This window comes from Caulobacter sp. GW821-FHT10E02 (assembly GCF_059415225.1).
In genome coordinates, this window is record NZ_JBWKMV010000003.1 from 31986 (window position 1) to 50693 (window position 18708).

Consider the following 18708-nt stretch of genomic DNA (forward strand, 5'->3'; position numbering starts at 1 on the left):
GCCGAAGGTTGCGATGGCCGACGAGTCTCAAGAGCTGTCCCTGGACTGGGGCTTCGAGTTGCCCGACGAGGTCTGGGCGCTGCCCGAGGCCGACCAGGACGAGCAGGTCCGCTACAGCGACGACCTCTGCCAATGGGGCGACCGCTTCTTCATCCGCTGCATCCTGCCGGTGCCCCTGAAGGGGACCGACGACTATTTCGGCTGGGGTGCCTGGGCCGAGGTCGAGGCCGAGGTCTTCGAGCGCTATCTCGACCTCTATGACGCCGACGGCCGCGAGGAGCCGCCGCACCCGGCCAAGCTGGCCAACAAGCTCGCGCCCTATCCCGGAAGCACGCTGGGCACCCGCTTGCTGATCCAGTTTCAGGACCCCGACGAACGCCCGACCCTGACCCTGTCGGAAACCGACAAGAGCCGCCTGGCCCAGGAACAACGCGACGGCATCGACGCCGCCCGGCATCGGGAGATCCTGGAAGTCTGCGAGGGCTAGAGCCAGCCCGTCTTCTTGAACCGCCGGTACAGCAGTCCGCAGACCACCACGATCACCGCCAGCACGCCGTAGTAGCCGTACTGCCACTTCAGCTCGGGCATGTGCTCGAAGTTCATGCCGTAGATGCCGGCCACCGCCGTCGGCACGGCCAGGATGGCGGCCCAGGCGGCCAGCTGGCGGGTGATGACGCCCTGGCGCTGCTGTTCCAGCAGGCTGCTGATCTCGAACACGAAGGTCAGCACCTCGCGCAGGCTATCGACCAGGATCTCGGTGCGCTGGATGTGGTCGCGGACGTCGCGGAAATAGGGCCGCACTTCGCTGTCGATGCAGGGCAGCTCGTGGTGCTCCAGGGCGCTGACCACCTGGGTCATGGGCCCCAGCAGCTTCTTGAACTTCATCAGCGCCCGGCGAAGGGTGAAGATGCGGGCGATCTCGGCGCGGGTCAGGAAGGCGTCCAGCGCCCGGCGCTCGAAGCCGATCAGGTCTTCTTCGATCTGGTCGACGATCGGCATGTAGCCGTCGACGATGAAGTCCAGCACCGCGTGCAGCACATAGTCGACGCCGTGGCCCAGCAGGGCCGGGGCGGCTTCCAGCTGGGCGCGCAGCTCGGTGTGGGCGCGGGCCGAGCCGTGGCGGACGGTGATCAGGTGGCGACGGCCGACGAAGAAGTCGGTCTCGCCATATTCGATGCGGTCGTTGTCCAGGTGCGCGGTCTTGGCCACCACGAACAGCTGGTCGCCATAGACGTCGACCTTGGGCGTCTGGCGAGCGTTGAGCGCGTCCTCGATCGCCAGCGGGTGCAGGTGGAAGGCCTGCTGCAGCACGCGCAGCTCGGCCTCGTCGGGTTCCACCAGGCCGATCCAGACGAACTCGCCGTCGCGCGCGACCAGGCTGTCCGGATCGTCCAGGCTGAGCGCGCGGACGGCTTTGCCGGCGATATAGGCGCTGGCGGCGACGACGCTCACAGGGCTAGTGAGCCGCCGCGTAGGCTTCGACCTTGGCCACCCGTTCGGCTTTCTCGGCCTCGGTCAGGAACGAGCCGGTGAAGCTGTTCCTGGCCAGGGTGACGATCTCGTCGCGCGTCAGGCCCACGGCGCCGGCGGTGGCCATGTAGTTCTCCAGCAGGTAGCCGCCGAAATAGGCCGGGTCGTCGGAGTTCACGGTCGCCTTCAGGCCCAGGCTCAGCATCTTCTTCAACGGGTGCACGTCCAGGCTGGGCACGCCGCACAGCTTCAGGTTCGACAGCGGGCAGACCGTCAGGGTGGTTCCGTCGGCGATCAGGCGCTGGGTCAGGGCCTCGTCTTCCAGGGCGCGGTTGCCGTGGTCGATGCGGTCGACCTTCACCAGGTCGATGGCTTCCCAGACATATCCCGGCGGGCCTTCCTCACCGGCGTGGGCGACGATCTTGAGGCCCAGGTCACGCGAGGCCTGGAAAACCCGGGCGAACTTGGCCGGCGGGTGGCCGACCTCCGAGCTGTCGAGGCCGACACCGACGATCTTGTTCAGCCACGGCTTGGCCAGTTCGAGCGTCTCGAAGGCGGCCTCTTCCGACAGGTGGCGCAGGAAGCAGAGGATCAGCTTGGAGGTGACGCCTAGGGTCTTCTCGGCCTCGTCCATGCCGGCCAGCAGACCTTCCATCACGACGCTGAAGGCGATGCCGCGATCGGTGTGGGTCTGGGGGTCGAAGAAAATCTCGGCGTGGGTCCCGCCGTCGGCCGCCAAGCGCTTGAAATAGGCCAGGGCCAGGTCCTTGAAGTCCTCGGCGGTCTGGAGGACGCCCGCGCCCTGGTAATAGATGTCCAGGAAGTCCTGCAGGTTCGAGAAGTCGTAGGCCGCGCGGATCTCCTCGACCGAGGCGAAGGGCAGGGTGATGCCGTTGCGCTGGGCCAGCTCGAACATCAGTTCGGGCTCAAGGCTGCCCTCGATGTGCATGTGAAGCTCGGCCTTCGGGAGGCCGCGGACGAAGTCGATGGAGGCGGTGTCGGTCATGGAGGCTGTTATGAGCCTTCGCCGCTGACGGTTTCAACCGTCTCCTTCTCCCCTTGCGGGAGAAGGTGTCAGCGAAGCTGACGGATGAGGGGTTTCTGGGCGGCGCCGTGCGACCCCTCACCCGACCCGCTGCGCGGGCCACCCTCTCCCGCAAGGGGAGAGGGAAGCTTTGAAGAGTTAGTGCGCGGCGTCCTTGGCCTTTTCGCCGGCCTTCTTGGCTTCGTCGCCGGCCTTTTCGGCGGCGGCGCCCGCGGAGGCGGCGGCGTCGCCGGCGGCTTCCTTCGAAGCCTCGGTCGGGGCGGCGGCCGCGTCAGCCGTGGCGTTGGCGGCGTCGGTGGCGGCTTGCGAGGCGGCGGCGGCCGAGTTGGCGGCGGCGGCGCTTTCGGTGGTGGCTTCCTGGGCCTTTTCGGCCTTGTTCTCGCAAGCCATGACCGTCAGGCCCAGAGCGGCCACGGCCGCGATCGTCACGATACGCATGAGCGTCTTCTCCCAAGTCCGGCCTTGGCGCCGGGTCTGAGAATAATCCGGATGCGCCAGATCGGTTGCGCTTGCCTACATCGGCTGCGGCGCTTTGGGCGGGGCTTCCGGAAAGGGGATGAATTCGTCGTGGTCCAGGTCGGGTAGCTTCATGCGGCCGGCCTTCCAGTCGGCCTTGGCTTGCTCCAGGCGGTCCTTGGACGAGGAGACGAAGTTCCACTCCATGAAGCGCGGGCCGATCGGCTCGCCGCCCAGCAGCATGACGGTCGAGCGTTCCAGGGCCTTGAAGACCACGGTGTCGCCCGGCGCGAAGACGGCCATCTGCAGGGCCGAGAGCTCGCGGCCGTCGACCTCGACCCGGCCGTCGGCGACATAGGCCGCGCGCTCGGAATATTCGGCCGGCAGGGACGCGATCGTGCCTGGCTCCAGCTCCCAGTGGACATAGAACAGTGGCGAGAACACCGGCACGCTGGCCTTGGCGCCGAACGCCTCGCCGGCGATCAGCCGCGCCTTCAGCCCGCCGCTCTCGTAGGACGGCAGCTCGGCCGGGCCTTCGTGGTGGCTGAAGCTGGGGTCGACCTCTTCATATTCCTTGGGCAGGGCGATCCAGGCCTGCATGCCGTCCATGCGGCCGCCCTGACGACGCAGGGTCTCGAAGCGTTCGGAGTGGGTGATGCCCGAGCCGGCGGTCATCCAGTTGACCTCGCCCGGCTTGATCACGGCCAGCGAGCCGACGCTGTCGCGGTGGGTGATCTCGCCCTGGAACAGGTAGGACAGGGTCGACAGGCCGATGTGCGGGTGCGGGCGGACGTCGGCGCTCTTGGGGAAGCCCGGCGCGAACTCGGCGGGACCCATGTGGTCCAGGAAGGTGAACGGGCCGACCATTCGCTTGGCGTGGAAGGGCAGCACGCGGCCGACCTCGAAGTTTCCGATGTCGTGGCGGCGGGCTTCGATGACGAGGTCGATCATGGGTCGGCTCCGGGAAGGAATGAAAGGAGCTTAGCCGGGACCAGACCGCCTCGTCTTGTTCAAAGGCGGCAATGCAAGGTTCGCGTTTTTGAACCCTACAGCGTGTCGGCGGCCTTCTTCAGCGGCAGCAGGGCGACCAGGCTGATCGCGCCGGCGCCGGCGAGATACAGGCCCACGAGCTTCAACCCGCCGTGGGTGGCCAGGGCCTGGGCGATGGCGGGGGTCATGCCGCCCCCGATGACGCCGCCGACATTGAAGGCGATCGAGGCGCCGGTGTAGCGCACCCGGGCCGGGAACAGGCTGGGCAGCCAGGCGCCCAGCGGTCCGTAGACCAGGCCCATGACCACCAGGGCCGCCGACAGGAAGGCGCCGATCAGCCACAGCGAGCCGGCGCCCATCATCGGGGCCAGGGCCGCGCCGGCGACGATGGTCAGCACCGAGCCGGTCATCAGCACCCGGCGCGGGCTGGTCGCGTCCGACCAGTAGCCGGCCCAGACGATGCCGGCGGCCATGAACAGGATGGCGAAGAGCAGCACGCCCAGGAACACCTGCCGCCCATAGCCCAGGGTCGTGACGCCATAGCCCAGCGAGAAGGCGGTGGTCAGGTAGAAGAGCGCGAAGCAGGCCACCACGGCGAAGGTGCCGCCGATGACTTCACGGGCATGGGTGCGCATCAGCTCGGCGACCGGAACGTGGGCCGGCGGGGCTTCTTGCGCGGCGGCCTGGAAGGCGGCGGTCTCGGTCAGCTTCAGGCGGATCCACAGGCCCACGCCCACCAGCGCGGCGCTGCCCAGGAACGGCAGCCGCCAGCCCCAGGCCTGGAACTGCTCGGGGCTCAGGATCGCGCCGAGGATCAGGAACAGGCCGTTGGCGGCGATGAAGCCGACGGGCGCGCCCAGTTGCGGGAACATGCCGAAGCGCGCGCGCCAGCCGGGCGGGGCGTTCTCGACCGCCAGCAGCGCAGCCCCGCCCCACTCTCCGCCCAGGCCGAAGCCCTGGCCAAAGCGCAGCAGGCACAGCAGGAAGGGCGCGATCCAGCCGGCCATGGCGTAGGTCGGCAGGAAGGCGACGGCCAGGGTCGAGCCGCCCATGATCAGCAGCGAGGCGACCAAGGTCGACTTGCGGCCGATCCGATCGCCGAAGTGGCCGAACACCAGCGAGCCCAGCGGCCGGGCGATGAAGGCGACGCTGAGGCTGGCATAGGAGGCCAGCAGTTGCGCGGCCGGCGAGCTGGACGGGAAGAACAGCGGCCCGAACACCAGCGAGGCGGCGGTGGCGTAGATATAGAAGTCGTAGAACTCCACCGCCGTGCCGATCAGGCTAGCGGCCAGCACGCGTCGCGTCGACGCGCCGTTGGCGCTCGATCCGGCCATCTTGGCCTCTCCTCTCGATGTCGGATGTTAAGCGCGCGGCCCCCCGACCGCGCGCCTAGGGTCTCAGCTCAGCGGGCTGACGTACGGGCTGACCAGGCCCAGCGGCACGGCCGTCGAGTTCTTGACGCCGCGGATGACGATGCGGCTCTCGATGTTGGACACCAGGCCCAGCGACAGCAGCTTCTCGCGCAGGAATTCGTCGAAGGCGTGCATGTCGCGGGTGACGATGCGCATCTCGTAGTCGGCGGCGCCGGTGACGGTGGCGCACTGCACGACCTCGGCCCACTTGCCGACCGCCTGTTCGAACGTGTCCAGATTATCCTTGGTCGGAAGGGACAGCTTGACGGTGCAATAGACTTCGAAGCCCAGGCCCAGCTTCTCGCGGTCCAGGATGGTCACGCGACGCTGGATGACGCCGGCGTCTTCAAGGCGCTTGATCCGGCGCCAGCACGGGCTGGACGAGAGGCCGACTCGTTCGGCGATCTCGGCGACAGACAGTCCGGCGTCGTGTTGGATGAGATCGAGGATCTTGGCATCCACGGCGTCGAGTTGTTCGGACAAGAAATTCCTCCCCCAAGTGGGCGTTGACGCTCCAATTTTGCGCAAAGAGGGCCTGAGTCGGGCACGCCTTGGGCAAACAATTTCCGCGCTTCTATAAGATATTGCGTAACGGGCGGGAAGACCCAGGAGGAAAATTTTTGCCATGCGGCACTCGGAAGTCACTCTAGACGACAAATATGTGCTCGAAGATGGCCGCGCCTTCATCACTGGCGTGCAAGCTCTCCTCCGGGTTTTGCTGGATCGTAAGCGTCTCGATCGCCTGGCCGGGCTGAACACCGGCGGCTACCTGTCGGGCTATCGCGGCTCGCCGCTGGGCGGTCTCGACCAGCAGGCCGCGCGCATCAAGAAACTGCTGACCGCGCACGATGTGGTCTTCCAGGAAGGCCTCAACGAGGACCTCGCCGCCACCGCCGTGTGGGGCAGCCAGCAGGCAAATCTGTTCCCCGGCGCGCTTTATGATGGCGTGTTCGGCATGTGGTACGGCAAGGCGCCCGGCGTCGACCGCACCGGCGACGTCTTCAAGCACGCCAATTTCGCCGGGACCTTCCCGACCGGCGGCGTGCTGGCGGTGGCCGGCGACGACCACAGCTGCAAGTCCTCGACCCTGCCGTCGCAATCGGAATTCGCCTTCCAGGACTTCGAGATGCCGGTGCTGTCGCCGGCCGACGTCCAGGAGGTGCTGGACTACGGCATTCTCGGCATCGCCATGTCGCGGTTCTCGGGCCTGTGGACGGGCATGATCGCCCTGGCCGACACCATGGACTCGGGCGTGACCATCGACGTGTCGCTGGACCGCCACCATGCGGTGACCCCCGACTTCCCGTTCCCGCCCGGCGGTCTGGGCATCCGGCAAAAGGACCAGCCGATGGAGAAGGAGCGGCGCATGCGGCTCCACAAGCTCCCGGCGGCCCTGGCCTTCGCCCGCGCCAACAACATCGACCGCGTGGTGCTGGGCGCCTCGCACATCCGTGTCGGCAAGGCCCGCCTGGGCATCGTCTGCCAGGGCCAGGCCTATAAGGACGTGCTGGAGGCCTTCACGGCCATGGGCATGACCTTGCAGGAAGCCGCCGACCTGGGCGTCTCCATCTATAAGGTCGGCATGCCGTGGCCGCTGGAGCCGCTGGGCCTGCGCGCCTTCGCCGCCGGCCTCGAGACCCTGATGGTCATCGAGCACAAGCGCGGCCTGATCGAGCCCCAGGCTCGCGCCGCGCTTTATGATCTGCCCGCACAAGCTCGGCCCCGCATCATCGGCAAGATCGACGAACGCGGCGCGCCGCTGCTGTCGGAACTGGGCGCCCTGTCGGTGGCCGAGATCGCGCTGGCCATCTACGACCGTCTGCCCGACGGCCCGCACATGGAGCGGGCCCGCGCCTATCTGGACCGCGTCTCGGCCGCCGGCGTCGCCGCCGTCAGCCTGGCCGCCGACCAGGCCCGCAAGCCGTTCTTCTGCTCGGGCTGCCCGCACAACACCTCGACCAAGCTGCCCGAGGGCTCGCGGGCTCTGGCCGGCATCGGCTGCCACTACATGGCCGGGTTCAACGACCCGATGACCGACCTCAACACCCACATGGGCGGCGAGGGGCTGACCTGGGTCGGCGCGGCGCCGTTCACGTCGGAGAAGCACGTCTTCCAGAACCTGGGCGACGGCACCTACAATCACTCCGGTTCGCTGGCGATCCGGGGCGCGGTCGCGGCCAAGACCAACATCACCTACAAGCTGCTCTATAACGACGCCGTCGCCATGACCGGCGGCCAGCGCGCCGAGAGCGGCTTCACCCCCGCCCAGATCACCCGCCAACTGGCGGCCGAAGGCGTGACCAAGACCGTCATCGTCGTCGATGAACTGGAGCGCTATCAGGGCGTCACGGATCTCGCCCCCGGCGTCGAGGTCTTCCCGCGCTCGGACCTGATGCGCGTGCAGGAGATGCTGCGCGAGACGCCCGGCACGACCGTGCTGCTCTACGACCAGACCTGCGCCACTGAAAAGCGCCGTCGCCGCAAGCGCGGCTCGATGCCCAAGGCGACCAAGCGCGTCTTCATCAACCCGCTGGTCTGCGAAGGCTGCGGCGACTGCTCGGTGAAGTCCAACTGCGTCTCGGTCGAGCCGCTGGCCACCGAGTTTGGCCGCAAGCGCAAGATCAACCAGTCGTCCTGTAACCAGGACTATTCTTGCGTCGAGGGCTACTGCCCCTCGTTCATCACCCTGGAAGGGGCCGAGAGCGCCCAGTCCAAGAAGACCCCGGCGGCCCTGACCGCCGAGTCGACGCCGCTGCCCGAGTTCGAGCCGCTGACCGGCGTGCGCAAGATCCTGTTCACGGGCGTCGGCGGCACCGGCGTCACCACCGTGGCCTCGATCCTGGCCATGGCCGCCCACATCGACGGCCGCGCCGGCAGCGTGGTGGACATGACGGGCCTCGCCCAGAAGGGCGGCTCGGTGTTCAGCCACGTCAAGATCGGCGAGACCGAGGAGACCATCGTCGGCGGCCGCGTGCCGGCCGCTAGCGCCGACGTGCTGATCGCCTGCGACCTGCTGGTGGCCGCTTCGCCGGAAGGCCTGTCGCTGTACGCCAAGGACCGCACGCGGGCTTTCGGCAACAGTGACTTCGCGCCGACGGCCGACTTCGTCACCAGCCGCGATGTGAAGTTCGACAGCAACGCCATGGCCCGCCGCGTCGCCGGCGCCACGAACACCTTCGACGCCTGCCCGGCCCAACGCCTGGCGGAAACCGAGTTCGGCGACGCCATCTACGCCAACATGATCATGGTCGGCTTCGCCTGGCAGCGCGGGGTGATCCCGGTCTCCAGCCGCGCCCTCTATCGCGCCATCAAGCTGAACGGCGTCGACGCCGAGGCCAACCTTCAGGCCTTCGAACTGGGCCGCCGCGTCGCCCACGACCCCAGCACGATCGCGGTCAAGGAAGACAAGACCCCGACGCCCGAGACCATGCCGCTGGACGAGCTGATCGCCCATCGCATCGGCGAGCTCACGGCTTACCAGAACGCCGCCTACGCCCAGCGCTACGCCGACAAGGTGGCCAAGGTGCGCGCGGCTGAAGCCGCGCTCGGCGGTGAAGCGCTTACCCGCGCGGCGGCGGTCAACCTCTACAAGCTGATGGCTTACAAGGACGAGTACGAGGTCGCGCGCCTCTACACCGACGGCCGCTTCAAGGCCGAGCTGGCCGGGACCTTCAAGGGCGGCCAGGCCAAGGTCTGGCTCTCCCCGCCGCTGCTGGCCCCCAAGGGCCCGGACGGCAAGCCCAAGAAGATCGCCTTCGGCGGCTGGATGCTCGATCTCGCCTTCCCGATGATGGCCAAGATGAAGGGCCTGCGCGGCGGCGCCCTTGACCTCTTCGGCCACACCGAGGAGCGCAGGATGGAGCGCGGCCTGATGGCGTCCTACGAGACGACCCTGGACCGCCTGGCCGCCGGCCTCTCCAAGGAGAGCCTGCCGCTCGCGGTGAAGATCGCCGAGATCCCGCAGCAGATCCGCGGCTACGGCCACGTCAAGGACGCCTCGGTCGTTACCGCCAAGGCGGCCGAGGACAAGCTGTGGGCCCAGTGGGGCGCGGCTTAGGGCTCGAAGGCCTCGTCGTACGCGACGAGGCCCTGCGCCCGTGAGCCTGTCCGCAGGGTGAGGCTCTGGAAGTACTTGGCCGGCGGCCCTGGGTAGACCAGCTCGGGGCCGCTGCGGAACCCGAAGCGGCCGTAATAGGCCGGATGGCCGAGCAGGACGCAGCCCTCGGCGCCGAGGGCGCGCAGGGCCTCCAGCCCGCGCTCGACGAGCTGTCGACCGACGCCGCTTCCCTGGAAGGCAGGCAGGACGGCGACCGGACCCAGGCCGTACCAGTCCTTCGCTTCACCATCGATCGTGACCGGCGAGAAGGCGATATGGCCGATGACCTCGCCGGCCTCCTCGGCCACGAGCGAGACGGTCAGCCGGCGCCTGGTCCGCAGGCGCTCAACGATGGCGGCCTCGGTCCCGCTGGCGTGGGCGGCGCTGGCGAAGGCGGTCTCGAGCACCCGCGTGATGGCGTCATGGTCGGCGGCGGTCTCGGTCCGGATATCCATGCCACCTTGTTAGCCGGTCCGCGGCGCGTCGTCTTGCTGGCGCGCCCTAAGGCTGCTGCGGCGTCGTCAACGCGCTGGCCTCAACCGCGCGCTTCAGCGACGCCCAGTTGAACTGGACGAGGGCGAAGCCGCCCTGGGTCGGGACCTTGTCGTCGGTCTGGGTCGGCGCGGTGAACAGCGGGATCAGCCCGGTCATCGCTGTGATCTGGCTGGGATCGGCGGGGCCGGTCAGCGTGCAGCCGGTCAGCTTCAAGGTCTCGCCGAGCGGGCAGAGTACGGTGGTGCTGGCTGGCGTGGCCGCCGCGCCGCGCACCAGGGCGGCGGTCTCGGCGATGCGCGGCCGCGTGGCCCAGGTGAACTTGTGGACGCCGCAGGTCTGAGCTGGTTCGGCCTTGGTGGGGCAGGGCGCGACGCCCTTGGTGGCCGGCGTCAGCATGACCGACGGATCGCCGGCCAGGGCGTCGAACGGCGGCACGGGCGCGCCCGTCGGGGTCAGCAGCACGATCGGAATGGCCACCACACCGCCCGCCAGCTCGGCCGGATCGTTCTTCTTGGGATCCAGCTTGAACTTCGAGGTCAGCTTCAACGCCGCGGCGCCGAACCCGTAGTCCGCCGGGGCCTCGCCCAGCAGCCGGCAGTCCTTCAGGTCGCCGCTCGCCTGGCTCTGGCACTCGACGATCGCCCAGCCGGCCTTCTCCTCGTGCTGGGCCTTCTGAGGATAGATCGCGGCGATGTCGGCGCCGTTGGGCTTCATGCGCCAGGCTAGGGCGCCCTTTGGGTCGCTGGGAATCGGGTGCAGCGCCTGCGCGTTCGCCGCGCCGCCGAGCAACGCCGTCGCCACGGCGATCAAAACCCAGGATTTCATGACTTCGACACGCCCCCGCGACTCTCAATCTCAGGGTGAGCAGCCACGCATGCGTTTGGCAAGCCGTCTGGCGCGGATGGAGGTTCGTGCTAGGTTCCTCGCCATGAACAAGCCGCCCGTGACCGTGACCCTCACCGCCGAGGACGCCGCCGACCTGCAGGCGCGAGTCGAGCGGGGCGAATTCGCGTCCCTGGACGAGGGCGTCGCGGCCGAACTGGCCGAGCTGAACTACCGCCGCGCGGCCGAGATCGTCGGCGGCCCGGACAAGCTCGAGGCCTTGCTGGACAAGCTCGAAGTGGTCGAGACGCAGGACCCCGCCGACTGGGTCGGCGGCAAGCGCTCGCTGTCCGACATGCTGGCGGACCTGAAGGCGCGGTCTTAAGCCCGCTCATGACCGAGTTCGACTTCGACGCGGTGGTCGTCGGCGCGGGCGCCGTAGGCCTGGCCTGCGGCTACGCGCTGGCCAAGCGGGGCTTGAGCGTCGTCGTGCTGGAGGCCGAGGCGCACATCGGCCAGGGCGTGTCGTCGCGCAATTCCGAGGTCATCCACGGCGGGCTCTACTATCCGACCGGATCGCTGAAGGCGAAGCTGTGCGTACAGGGACGGCGGCTGCTGTATCCGTTCCTCGACGCGCACGGCGTTCCCTACAAGCGCTGCGGCAAGCTGGTGGTGGCGACGTCCGAGGATGAGATCGCCCGCCTCGACGACATCTGGGACCAGGCCCTGGCCAACGATGTCGAGGGCATGGAGCGGCTGACCGGCGCCCAGGCTCGCGCGATGGAGCCCGGCCTCAACGCCCACAGGGCGCTGCTGTCGCCGGAGAGCGGCGTGTTCGCCAGCCACGACTACATGCTGGCCCTGCACGGTGAGATCGAGGCCGCCGGCGGGGCGGTGGTGCTGTCGACGCCGTTCGAGGGCGCGGAGGCGCTGGCGGGCGGCGGTTTCACGGTGCGCGCCGGCGGGGCCGATCCGACCGGCCTGACCTGCCGCCTGCTGGTCACCGCGCCGGGCCTGTCGTCGCAGGACGTCGCCGGCCGCATCGGGGGCTATCCGGCTGACCACATCCCCAAGGCCCACTACGGCAAGGGCGTCTATTTCCGGCTGACCGGCAAGGCGCCGTTCCAGCGCTTGATTTATCCGCCGCCGATCCACGGGGCGCTGGGCACTCACTACCGCAACGACATGGGCGGCCAGGCGGTGTTCGGGCCGGACCTGGAATATGTCCCTGCGCCGAACTATGCGATCGACCCGACCAAGGCCGGCGAGTTCGCGGGCTATATCCGCAAGTTCTGGCCGGGCCTGCCCGAAGGCGCGCTACAGCCCGACTATGCCGGCGTGCGGCCCAAGATCCATGGTCCCGACGAGCCACAGCCGGATTTCCAGCTGCGTGGGGCCGAGGACCACGGGTTCGAGGGCCTGATGGCCCTGTTCGGCATCGAAAGCCCGGGCCTGACCAGCTCGTTGGCGATCGGCGAAGAGGTCGCCAGCCGGCTGCTCGCGGAGCCCGCCGCCTAGCTTCGCGTTGACACCGGATCGGCCCGCGCCGATGGTCCGCCGCGCTCGTATTGCCGCCCCTGGAGTTCGCCTTGACCAACCTGCTGCACGCCATGCTGGGCAAGGGGCTGGGCGGCCTGGAGCAGGTGTTCCTCGACTACCAGCCGATCCTGGAGGCCTGGGCCGCCAAGCGCGGTGGTCGCTGCATCGGCGTGGTGCGCAAGGGCGGCAAGATGGCGACGGCGCAGGCCGGGCGGACCCCGCCGCTGACCGTCATGCCGGCCTTCACGGACTGGGATCCGATCACGCTGGGCGCGGCCCGGGTGGTGGTCCGCTCGGCCAGGCCGGCGATCATCCTCAGCCACGGCCAGCGCCCCGCGCGGCTGTTCGCCAAGGCCGCCCCGGCCGACGTCATCCAGGCCGTCTGCGTGCACAAGCCCAGCTTCGACGTCACGCCCGGGACCCACTATCTCTGCGTCGGCCAGCACCTGGCCAACCTGGCCCTGGAGCGCGGCGCGCCGGCCGATCACGTCCACGTCGTCCAGAACGCTGTCCAGCCGCCCAAGGTCCAGGCCAGCCCCTTCGCCCAAGAGGGCAAGCCGGTGAAGATCGTCGCCGCCGGCCGGCTGCATTCCAAGAAGGGCTTCGACGTCCTGATCCGCGCGGTCGGCAAGCTGCGCGCCTGGGACTTCGACGTCACCTGCGAGATCGCCGGCGAGGGCGACGAGCGCGCCGACCTGGAGGCGCTGATCAAGGAGCTGGACCTCGATCCGTGCGTGAAGCTGGTCGGTTGGAAAGATGACGTCGCCGCGTTCCTGGCGACCGGCGACCTCTTCGCCTTCCCGTCGCACCAGGAGGGCTTCCCGCTGACCCTGCTGGAGGCGATGGCGGTCGGCCTGCCAGTGGTGGCCACCGAGATCGACGGCCCGGTCGAGATCCTCAAGGAAGGCGTCACCGGTCGCCTGGTGCCCGACGACGACCCCGACCGCCTGGGCGAGGCCCTGGGCGAACTGATCAGCGACCGCGACACAGCCAAGCGCCTGGGCGCGGCGGCGCGCGCGTTGGTACTGAGCGAATATGGCCCCGACGAACTGGCGCGGCGCTTGGAAGCAGCTTTGGACGGAATGCTTTCGTAAAGTGCGTCAGGCGAAAGTGTGTTCGGTTTCGCCGCCGGACGCGCGTCAACTCTAAGGCTTGATGCGAAGCGCGCCTGGGAGTATGACCCCCGTCCGTCCTGGCTATGGCTGGGTAGCTCAGATGGTTAGAGCGGTGGATTCATAACCCACAGGTCGGCGGTTCGATCCCGCCCCCCGCCACCAGGACGGAATACTTTCTCCTTACAATTCAACGTCTCGGAACGTCGCTTCAGCGTCGCTCGTTCACGCCCCATGGCTCGTGCGCTGAAAGTCTTCACGTGGTCCGACGGGTTCCACCGCTACACGGTGGCGGCGACGTCGCGGGCTAAGGCTTTGGCGGCTTGGGAGACGGATCGGGATCTGTTCAAGGAGGGCGTGGCCGAGGAGGCGCTAGATGCGCCCGACGCCAAGGCGGCGTTGGCTGCGCCCGGTGCGGTGATCCGGCGGGCCGAGGGTGGGTTGAAGTCGGCGGTGGAGAAACTGCCGAAGCCCAAGCCCAAGGCGAACGATCAAGCCGAGGCTAAGCGGAAGAAGGCGCTGGCCGAAGCCGAAGCGGCGCTCAAGGCGGCCGAGGCCGAGCAGCGTGACGCCGAGGCCGAGCTGGAACGTCGGCGCCGCGACCTCGACGCCGAGGCCGCTACGCTCAACGACTCCTGGGCGAAGCGGCGAGCGGTTCTGGAGAAGACGATCGCGCGTCTGCGACGGTGAGCGTCGCGGCGCCCCGCAAGCCTTGGCCGTTCAGGTAGTCGAGCAACGCCGCCGGATGGTCGGTCTGGACGACGCTGACGCCCTCGGCGATCAGGCCGCCCCAGGCCTTGCCGGGATCGCTCAGGGCATGGCTGTCGCCGGCCGCGTCGCGCAGACCCTTCAGGCCCTTGCCGTTCAGGCTGTTGGTCCAGACGCGGACGTGGGCGGCGCGGGCCGCGTCGCGCACGGCGGTGAAGCCGTCCTTCTTCAGGGCGTCCAGCTCGATGGCGGGGATCGTCCGCGCGCCGGAGGCCTGGGCGGTGGTGATCGCGCGCAGCTGATCCGCGGATCCGCCGCCGACGATCGGCATGAAGGCCAGGTTCTTGTAGAGCGGCTGGTCGGCGATCGGCGCTTCGCCCAGATCGGCTCGAGCCTTGAACAGCACCCAGTCGTCGGCGCCGACGTCGTGCACCACGCGGGCGACCTGGCTGGGCAGCGGGCCGTCTTCCTTCAGGTCGAGATTGACCAGGATGCGGCCCCGCGCGGCCTTCAAGAAGGCGACCAGGGTCGGGGGCGGGGCGTTGGTGGCCTGGCCATCGGCCTTCAGACGCAGGGCCTGGAGCTCGCCCAGGGTCAGGTCCGAGACCTTGCCCTTGCCGGTGGTGGTGCGGTCGACCTTGGCGTCGTGCATGACGACCAGGGCCCCGTCCTGGGTGCGGCGCACATCGATCTCGACGACGTCGACGCCCAGGGCGATGCAGCGCTCCAGGGCGGCGATGGAGTTCTCGGGAACGACGGTCTCCAGACCGCGCGACGGGGCGGCGGCGTGGCAGGCGCGGTGGGCCACCACCATGACGCCGTCGGCTGGATCATAGAGCCGCTGCCGAAGGTCGGCGGCGTGCGCCGAACCGGCCAGAACCGTCAGAGACAGTGCAAACGCGTACGTGGGAAGTCGCATGATCCAATCCCCCGAGCCGAGTGCTGCATCGCTGATTCACGCAACAGGCGTGCGGCAGTTCGGACTCAATGGGATGACGTCGCGGGACGGCGCCCGCCCCACGCTTTCAGGTGCGACAACTTGTCCGGGCGGCCGGGCCTAAACCTTGCGGAAACCGCGCAGCACATTGGCCTCGGTGGAGAGCTGCAGCTTGGCGTAGTCGATGCGCGGCGTTTCCGAGAAGATCAGGTAGTAGTACTTCATCTGCTCGGACCACCAGTAGCCGGGGCAGTTGTCGCCCTGGGTCATCGGCTTGGTGGTGATGTCCTTCAGCGCCGTGTAGCCGTAGGCCGCCTTGCTGGTGGCCTTCATCTCCCGATAGTGGATCGCCGTCAGCGCGCGATAGCGGTCGTCGCGGTCCAGCAGCCACAGGTTCAGGCAGGCGTCGGCATATTCGGGACGCAGGCCGGTGGCCTTGCGGCGCGGCTGGCGAGTGGCGACGTCGATCGACTCCGGGACGACGCCGAAGGTCGCCTGCATCTCGGTGAAGGAGGCGAGGTAGTCGTCGCCTTCCTTCTTGAAGCCGACCTGGGCCAGCAGGCCGGCATAGTAGGCGGCCAGCTCGCTCTGGGACGTGTTCAGCACCGCGCCGGTCTCGTAGTCGACCATGGGGAACCACAGGCGGCCGTCATAGCGCTTGGCCTGGTGGGCCAGCTGGGCGGCGGTGCACTCCTGGGCCCAGCGTTTGCAGTCCTCGTCGCCGAACAGCTCCCAGGCGTCCCACAGATATTCGTAGAAGCTGTCGGCATAGATATCGATGCTGGCGGCGCGGCTGGTCCATTCGCCGGTGCGGGCGTCGATATTGGCGGCCATCAGGCCGATCTTCGAGCGCTTGTCGAGCGCGTGCTTCATCGCCTTCTTGGCGACCTTGAAGTAGCGGTCGTCGCCGGTCAGCTGGCTGAGCACGCCGAACTCGGTGATGTAGGTGCCGATCTCGGCGAGGTTGGTCTCGGGATCGCGGACCGCGCCGGTCTTCAGGTTCACATAGCGCCAGGGCAGGCCGTAGGGCGAGGCGTCGAAGGCCTTCAGCAGGCGGTCGGCCAGGTCCTTGGCTTTCGCCAGCAGCACGGGATCGCCGCAGGCCAGGTGGGCCGAGATCAGGCCGCCGACCAGGCGGATATTGGTCTCGAAGACCTGGGCCTCGCCATTGATGTCGAAGCTGAGCGAGGTCTTCACCCAGTCGACGCCGGCCTGGAACTCGGCGTCCAGGCCCATGATCCACAGGGTGTCCAGCGCCTCGACCAGCGACAGGCCCAGGTCATTGCCCTCGATGAAGAAGCTGCTGGCCGTGCCGCTGACGGGGTTGATCTCGTCCTTGCCCCAGGCCTTGGCGACATAGCCCTGCCAGGCCCACTGGAATTCCTTGCGGACGTCGGCGGCCAGCGCCTTCCAGTCCTCCTTGGAAGCCTTGGCGGCAGCGGCGGCCAGGCCGGGCGCGAGGCCGGCGGCGGCGAGGGTGGCGAAGGCGGTGCGGCGGGTGAGTCGGGCGAGCGTCATGGCGCCAGCCTACCGGCGGTCGAGAATTTCAGCGAGAGGGGGAGAGAGAGCCGGCCGGGATCACGACATCCCGACCGGCGAAGAGTCTAGCGTGTGGGATCCGCGAGAGACTTCTCAAGAACAACGACGTCGCCGTGGGCGAACACCCGCCATAAGCTTGACTAGGCGCGTGCGGTTTCTTCGGGCAGGCGGGCGCGCAGGATGCAGCTGAGGCCCTCGGGCCGGTAGTCCATGGCCGCCGCGCCCTTCAGTTCGCCGCCCAGGCTGCGCTCGATCAGGCGCGAGCCGAAGCCCCGGCGCGTGGGTGCGGTCACCGGCGGGCCACCGGTCTCGGTCCAGGCGACCTCCAGGGCGCGGTCGACCGGCTTGTAGGTCCAGGATAGCGCCACGCGGCCCTCGGCGTTCGACAGCGCCCCATATTTCAGGGCGTTGGTGGCCATCTCGTGCAGGATCAGCGCCATGGTCAGGGCCCCGCCCGGTTGCAGGCGCACGGCCGGGCCGTCGATGGTGAAGCGCGCGCCGGCCTGGTCGAAGGGGCGCAAGGCCCGCTCGACCACTTCCTGCAGCTCCGCGCCGTGCCAGCTCTCGCGGGTCAGGATGTCGTGTACGCCCGACAGGCCCAGCAGGCGCGCCTCGAACTTCTCGAACGCCACCACCGGGTCGGGCTCGTTGCGCAGGGTCTGGGCGGCCATCGACTGGACGGTGGCCAGGGTGTTCTTCACCCGGTGGTTCAGCTCGTTGATCAGCAGGCGCAGCTGGCTCTGGTGGCGAGCCTGGGCGTCCTCTGCCTCCTTGCGGGCGCTGATGTCGCTGATGATCGCCAGGATGTAGGCCGGCGCATCCTCGACGCGGACCATCGAGGCGGTCAGGTGGATCCACAGGTCGCCATTGCCGACCATGAACCGCCGCTCGGCCGAGCAGGTCTCGATCTCGCCGGTCAGCAGGGCCTCGCTGGACAGCAGGGTCTGGTCCAGGAAATCCGGATGCACCAGGCTCTGCAGCGACACGCCGAGCAGGGCGTCGCGGTCGCGCTGCAGCAGGGCGCAGAAGCTGTCATTGGCTTCCAGGATCTCGCCGATGGGGGTCAGGCGGGCCACGCCCATGGCGGCCTGGTCGAACACGGCGCGATAGCGGGCCTCGGCGGCCTCCAGCTTCAGCCGCGCCTCGATATTGGCGGTGACCACCTCGGTGTAGAGGACAAGGCCGCCGACCTCGCCGCTATCCTGGCGCCAGGGGGCCATCGACCAGCGGATCCACTCGGTGCGGCCGTCGCGGTCGATATAGGGGTCGCCCTCGTGACGCATCTCGACGCCCTCGGCGATGACCCGGGCGTGCAGGATGCGCCACTTGTCGGGGATCTCGGGGAAGACCTCGTAGTGCTTGCGGCCGATCAACGGCATGTCCGGCGGCAGGTGCTGGTCGGTCAGGTACTGCCGCGAGGCGGCCAGGTAGCGCATCTCGCTGTCGAAGATCGCGATGCCCAACGGGGCATGCTTCAGCGCCGTGGTGACGCTGGGCGACCCGGACAATGGCGGCGCTTCGTTGATCATCGTTCCTTATGGTAGCGGTCGCGGTCGGCTGACGGGCTGAAATTCCCGTGACAGGCTGTTGGACGAATTGCCGCACCCCTGTCGCACCTAGCCGGCGACCGGAAAAACTCGCGTCTGCTTGACCACGCCATAGGCGAAGCTGGTGTCGATCGAGGCGATGCCGGGGATGGCGTGCAGCTTGCGCCGCATGAAGTCCTCGTAGGCTTCCAGGCTGTCGACGATCACCCGCAGCAGATAGTCGTCGCTGCCGGCCAGCAGGAAGCAGTCCTGGATCTGGTCGATCCGCTGCACCTGGGCCTCGAAGCCGGTGATCAGGTCCTGGCTGGGACTGTTCAGGCGCACGCGGACGAAGACGGTGATCGGAAGACCATAGGCCTTTTGGTCGACCAGGGCGGTGTAGCCGGTGATCACCCCGGCGGCCTCCAGGTTGCGCACGCGGCGCAGGCAGGGGGAGGGCGACAGGTTCACCCGCTCGGCCAGGTCTTGGTTGGTCAGGCGGCCGTCCTTCTGCAGCTCGCGGATGATCTGGCGGTCCTTGGTGTCCACGTGCGGCCTCTT

The 18708-nt window shown here is 68.5% G+C and carries 18 protein-coding genes and 1 tRNA gene; 7 read left to right on the forward strand and 12 right to left on the reverse strand.

The window, feature by feature from the left end:
• Window positions 1-13: 13 nt before the first annotated feature.
• On the forward strand, window positions 14-487 hold the full coding sequence (locus AC07NI_RS15325) for a DUF2199 domain-containing protein (RefSeq protein ID WP_494620619.1): 474 nt from the start codon (window positions 14-16) through the stop codon (window positions 485-487).
• Here the strand turns inward: AC07NI_RS15325 and corA are convergent.
• The 6 genes from corA to AC07NI_RS15355 all read right to left on the reverse strand — a co-directional run bounded on the left by corA (window position 484) and on the right by AC07NI_RS15355 (window position 5856).
• Window positions 484-1452: a magnesium/cobalt transporter CorA gene (gene corA, locus AC07NI_RS15330; RefSeq protein WP_494620621.1), complete on the reverse strand. Its 969-nt coding sequence runs from the start codon at window positions 1450-1452 to the stop codon at window positions 484-486. The two genes, AC07NI_RS15325 and corA, sit on opposite strands and share 4 nt — an antisense overlap.
• A 4-nt stretch (window positions 1453-1456) precedes the next feature.
• Window positions 1457-2476, reverse strand: coding sequence for an adenosine deaminase (locus tag AC07NI_RS15335; RefSeq protein WP_494620623.1), 1020 nt, complete (start codon window positions 2474-2476; stop codon window positions 1457-1459).
• A gap of 177 nt (window positions 2477-2653) precedes the next feature.
• Window positions 2654-2953 carry a hypothetical protein gene (locus AC07NI_RS15340; RefSeq protein WP_494620625.1) on the reverse strand — a complete coding sequence of 100 codons (300 nt, stop codon included), beginning with the start codon at window positions 2951-2953 and terminating at the stop codon, window positions 2654-2656.
• A gap of 75 nt (window positions 2954-3028) precedes the next feature.
• Window positions 3029-3922, reverse strand: a complete 894-nt coding sequence (locus tag AC07NI_RS15345) for a pirin family protein (RefSeq protein ID WP_494620627.1) — start codon at window positions 3920-3922, stop codon at window positions 3029-3031.
• 95 nt (window positions 3923-4017) lie between these two features.
• The gene (locus AC07NI_RS15350) at window positions 4018-5295 is read right to left on the reverse strand and encodes an MFS transporter (RefSeq protein WP_494620629.1); all 1278 of its coding nucleotides are present in this window, start codon (window positions 5293-5295) and stop codon (window positions 4018-4020) included.
• 63 nt (window positions 5296-5358) lie between these two features.
• Window positions 5359-5856, reverse strand: coding sequence for an Lrp/AsnC family transcriptional regulator (locus tag AC07NI_RS15355; protein ID WP_494620631.1), 498 nt, complete (start codon window positions 5854-5856; stop codon window positions 5359-5361).
• A gap of 142 nt (window positions 5857-5998) precedes the next feature.
• Here AC07NI_RS15355 and AC07NI_RS15360 point away from each other — a divergent pair, with 142 nt between their 5' ends.
• Window positions 5999-9430 (forward strand): indolepyruvate ferredoxin oxidoreductase family protein, encoded by a 3432-nt coding sequence (locus AC07NI_RS15360; protein WP_494620633.1) that lies wholly within the window; start codon window positions 5999-6001, stop codon window positions 9428-9430.
• Here the strand turns inward: AC07NI_RS15360 and AC07NI_RS15365 are convergent.
• Together AC07NI_RS15365 and AC07NI_RS15370 are read right to left on the reverse strand one after the other, a co-directional pair.
• Window positions 9427-9924, reverse strand: coding sequence for a GNAT family N-acetyltransferase (locus tag AC07NI_RS15365; RefSeq protein WP_494620635.1), 498 nt, complete (start codon window positions 9922-9924; stop codon window positions 9427-9429). The two genes, AC07NI_RS15360 and AC07NI_RS15365, sit on opposite strands and share 4 nt — an antisense overlap.
• Before the next feature lie 46 nt (window positions 9925-9970).
• On the reverse strand, window positions 9971-10789 hold the full coding sequence (locus AC07NI_RS15370) for a TonB family protein (protein ID WP_494620637.1): 819 nt from the start codon (window positions 10787-10789) through the stop codon (window positions 9971-9973).
• 103 nt (window positions 10790-10892) lie between these two features.
• Between AC07NI_RS15370 and AC07NI_RS15375 the strand changes: the two genes are divergently transcribed.
• The 5 genes from AC07NI_RS15375 to AC07NI_RS15395 all read left to right on the forward strand — a co-directional run bounded on the left by AC07NI_RS15375 (window position 10893) and on the right by AC07NI_RS15395 (window position 14127).
• Complete coding sequence (locus AC07NI_RS15375; protein ID WP_494620639.1) at window positions 10893-11171, forward strand: hypothetical protein; 279 nt, start codon at window positions 10893-10895, stop codon at window positions 11169-11171.
• Between the two features lie 8 nt (window positions 11172-11179).
• Complete coding sequence (locus AC07NI_RS15380; protein ID WP_494620641.1) at window positions 11180-12304, forward strand: NAD(P)/FAD-dependent oxidoreductase; 1125 nt, start codon at window positions 11180-11182, stop codon at window positions 12302-12304.
• Between the two features lie 71 nt (window positions 12305-12375).
• Window positions 12376-13419 carry a glycosyltransferase gene (locus AC07NI_RS15385; protein ID WP_494620643.1) on the forward strand — a complete coding sequence of 348 codons (1044 nt, stop codon included), beginning with the start codon at window positions 12376-12378 and terminating at the stop codon, window positions 13417-13419.
• 106 nt (window positions 13420-13525) lie between these two features.
• Window positions 13526-13602, forward strand: a tRNA-Met gene (locus AC07NI_RS15390).
• 69 nt (window positions 13603-13671) lie between these two features.
• The gene (locus tag AC07NI_RS15395; protein ID WP_494620645.1) at window positions 13672-14127 is read left to right on the forward strand and encodes a hypothetical protein; all 456 of its coding nucleotides are present in this window, start codon (window positions 13672-13674) and stop codon (window positions 14125-14127) included.
• Here AC07NI_RS15395 and AC07NI_RS15400 read toward each other — a convergent pair.
• From AC07NI_RS15400 to AC07NI_RS15415, 4 genes are all read right to left on the reverse strand, one after another.
• Window positions 14063-15064, reverse strand: a complete 1002-nt coding sequence (locus tag AC07NI_RS15400; protein ID WP_494620647.1) for a glycerophosphodiester phosphodiesterase family protein — start codon at window positions 15062-15064, stop codon at window positions 14063-14065. The two genes, AC07NI_RS15395 and AC07NI_RS15400, sit on opposite strands and share 65 nt — an antisense overlap.
• Before the next feature lie 138 nt (window positions 15065-15202).
• Window positions 15203-16600, reverse strand: coding sequence for a glycoside hydrolase family 47 protein (locus AC07NI_RS15405; protein WP_494620649.1), 1398 nt, complete (start codon window positions 16598-16600; stop codon window positions 15203-15205).
• Between the two features lie 161 nt (window positions 16601-16761).
• Window positions 16762-18150, reverse strand: a complete 1389-nt coding sequence (locus AC07NI_RS15410; RefSeq protein WP_494620651.1) for a sensor histidine kinase — start codon at window positions 18148-18150, stop codon at window positions 16762-16764.
• 87 nt (window positions 18151-18237) lie between these two features.
• The gene (locus tag AC07NI_RS15415) at window positions 18238-18696 is read right to left on the reverse strand and encodes an Lrp/AsnC family transcriptional regulator (protein WP_494620653.1); all 459 of its coding nucleotides are present in this window, start codon (window positions 18694-18696) and stop codon (window positions 18238-18240) included.
• Window positions 18697-18708 lie beyond the last annotated feature (12 nt).

What these genes read in the sequence shown, in the direction of transcription:
- AC07NI_RS15335 (WP_494620623.1), bottom strand. Translation starts at nt 2,476, where the DNA reads ATGACCGACACCGCCTCCATCGACTTCGTCCGCGGCCTCCCGAAGGCC.
- AC07NI_RS15380 (WP_494620641.1), top strand. Translation starts at nt 11,180, where the DNA reads ATGACCGAGTTCGACTTCGACGCGGTGGTCGTCGGCGCGGGCGCCGTA.
- AC07NI_RS15365 (WP_494620635.1), bottom strand. Translation starts at nt 9,924, where the DNA reads ATGGATATCCGGACCGAGACCGCCGCCGACCATGACGCCATCACGCGG.
- AC07NI_RS15350 (WP_494620629.1), bottom strand. Translation starts at nt 5,295, where the DNA reads ATGGCCGGATCGAGCGCCAACGGCGCGTCGACGCGACGCGTGCTGGCC.
- AC07NI_RS15375 (WP_494620639.1), top strand. Translation starts at nt 10,893, where the DNA reads ATGAACAAGCCGCCCGTGACCGTGACCCTCACCGCCGAGGACGCCGCC.
- AC07NI_RS15340 (WP_494620625.1), bottom strand. Translation starts at nt 2,953, where the DNA reads ATGCGTATCGTGACGATCGCGGCCGTGGCCGCTCTGGGCCTGACGGTC.
- AC07NI_RS15405 (WP_494620649.1), bottom strand. Translation starts at nt 16,600, where the DNA reads ATGACGCTCGCCCGACTCACCCGCCGCACCGCCTTCGCCACCCTCGCC.
- AC07NI_RS15395 (WP_494620645.1), top strand. Translation starts at nt 13,672, where the DNA reads ATGGCTCGTGCGCTGAAAGTCTTCACGTGGTCCGACGGGTTCCACCGC.
- AC07NI_RS15345 (WP_494620627.1), bottom strand. Translation starts at nt 3,922, where the DNA reads ATGATCGACCTCGTCATCGAAGCCCGCCGCCACGACATCGGAAACTTC.
- AC07NI_RS15360 (WP_494620633.1), top strand. Translation starts at nt 5,999, where the DNA reads ATGCGGCACTCGGAAGTCACTCTAGACGACAAATATGTGCTCGAAGAT.
- AC07NI_RS15410 (WP_494620651.1), bottom strand. Translation starts at nt 18,150, where the DNA reads ATGATCAACGAAGCGCCGCCATTGTCCGGGTCGCCCAGCGTCACCACG.
- AC07NI_RS15400 (WP_494620647.1), bottom strand. Translation starts at nt 15,064, where the DNA reads ATGCGACTTCCCACGTACGCGTTTGCACTGTCTCTGACGGTTCTGGCC.
- AC07NI_RS15370 (WP_494620637.1), bottom strand. Translation starts at nt 10,789, where the DNA reads ATGAAATCCTGGGTTTTGATCGCCGTGGCGACGGCGTTGCTCGGCGGC.
- AC07NI_RS15325 (WP_494620619.1), top strand. Translation starts at nt 14, where the DNA reads ATGGCCGACGAGTCTCAAGAGCTGTCCCTGGACTGGGGCTTCGAGTTG.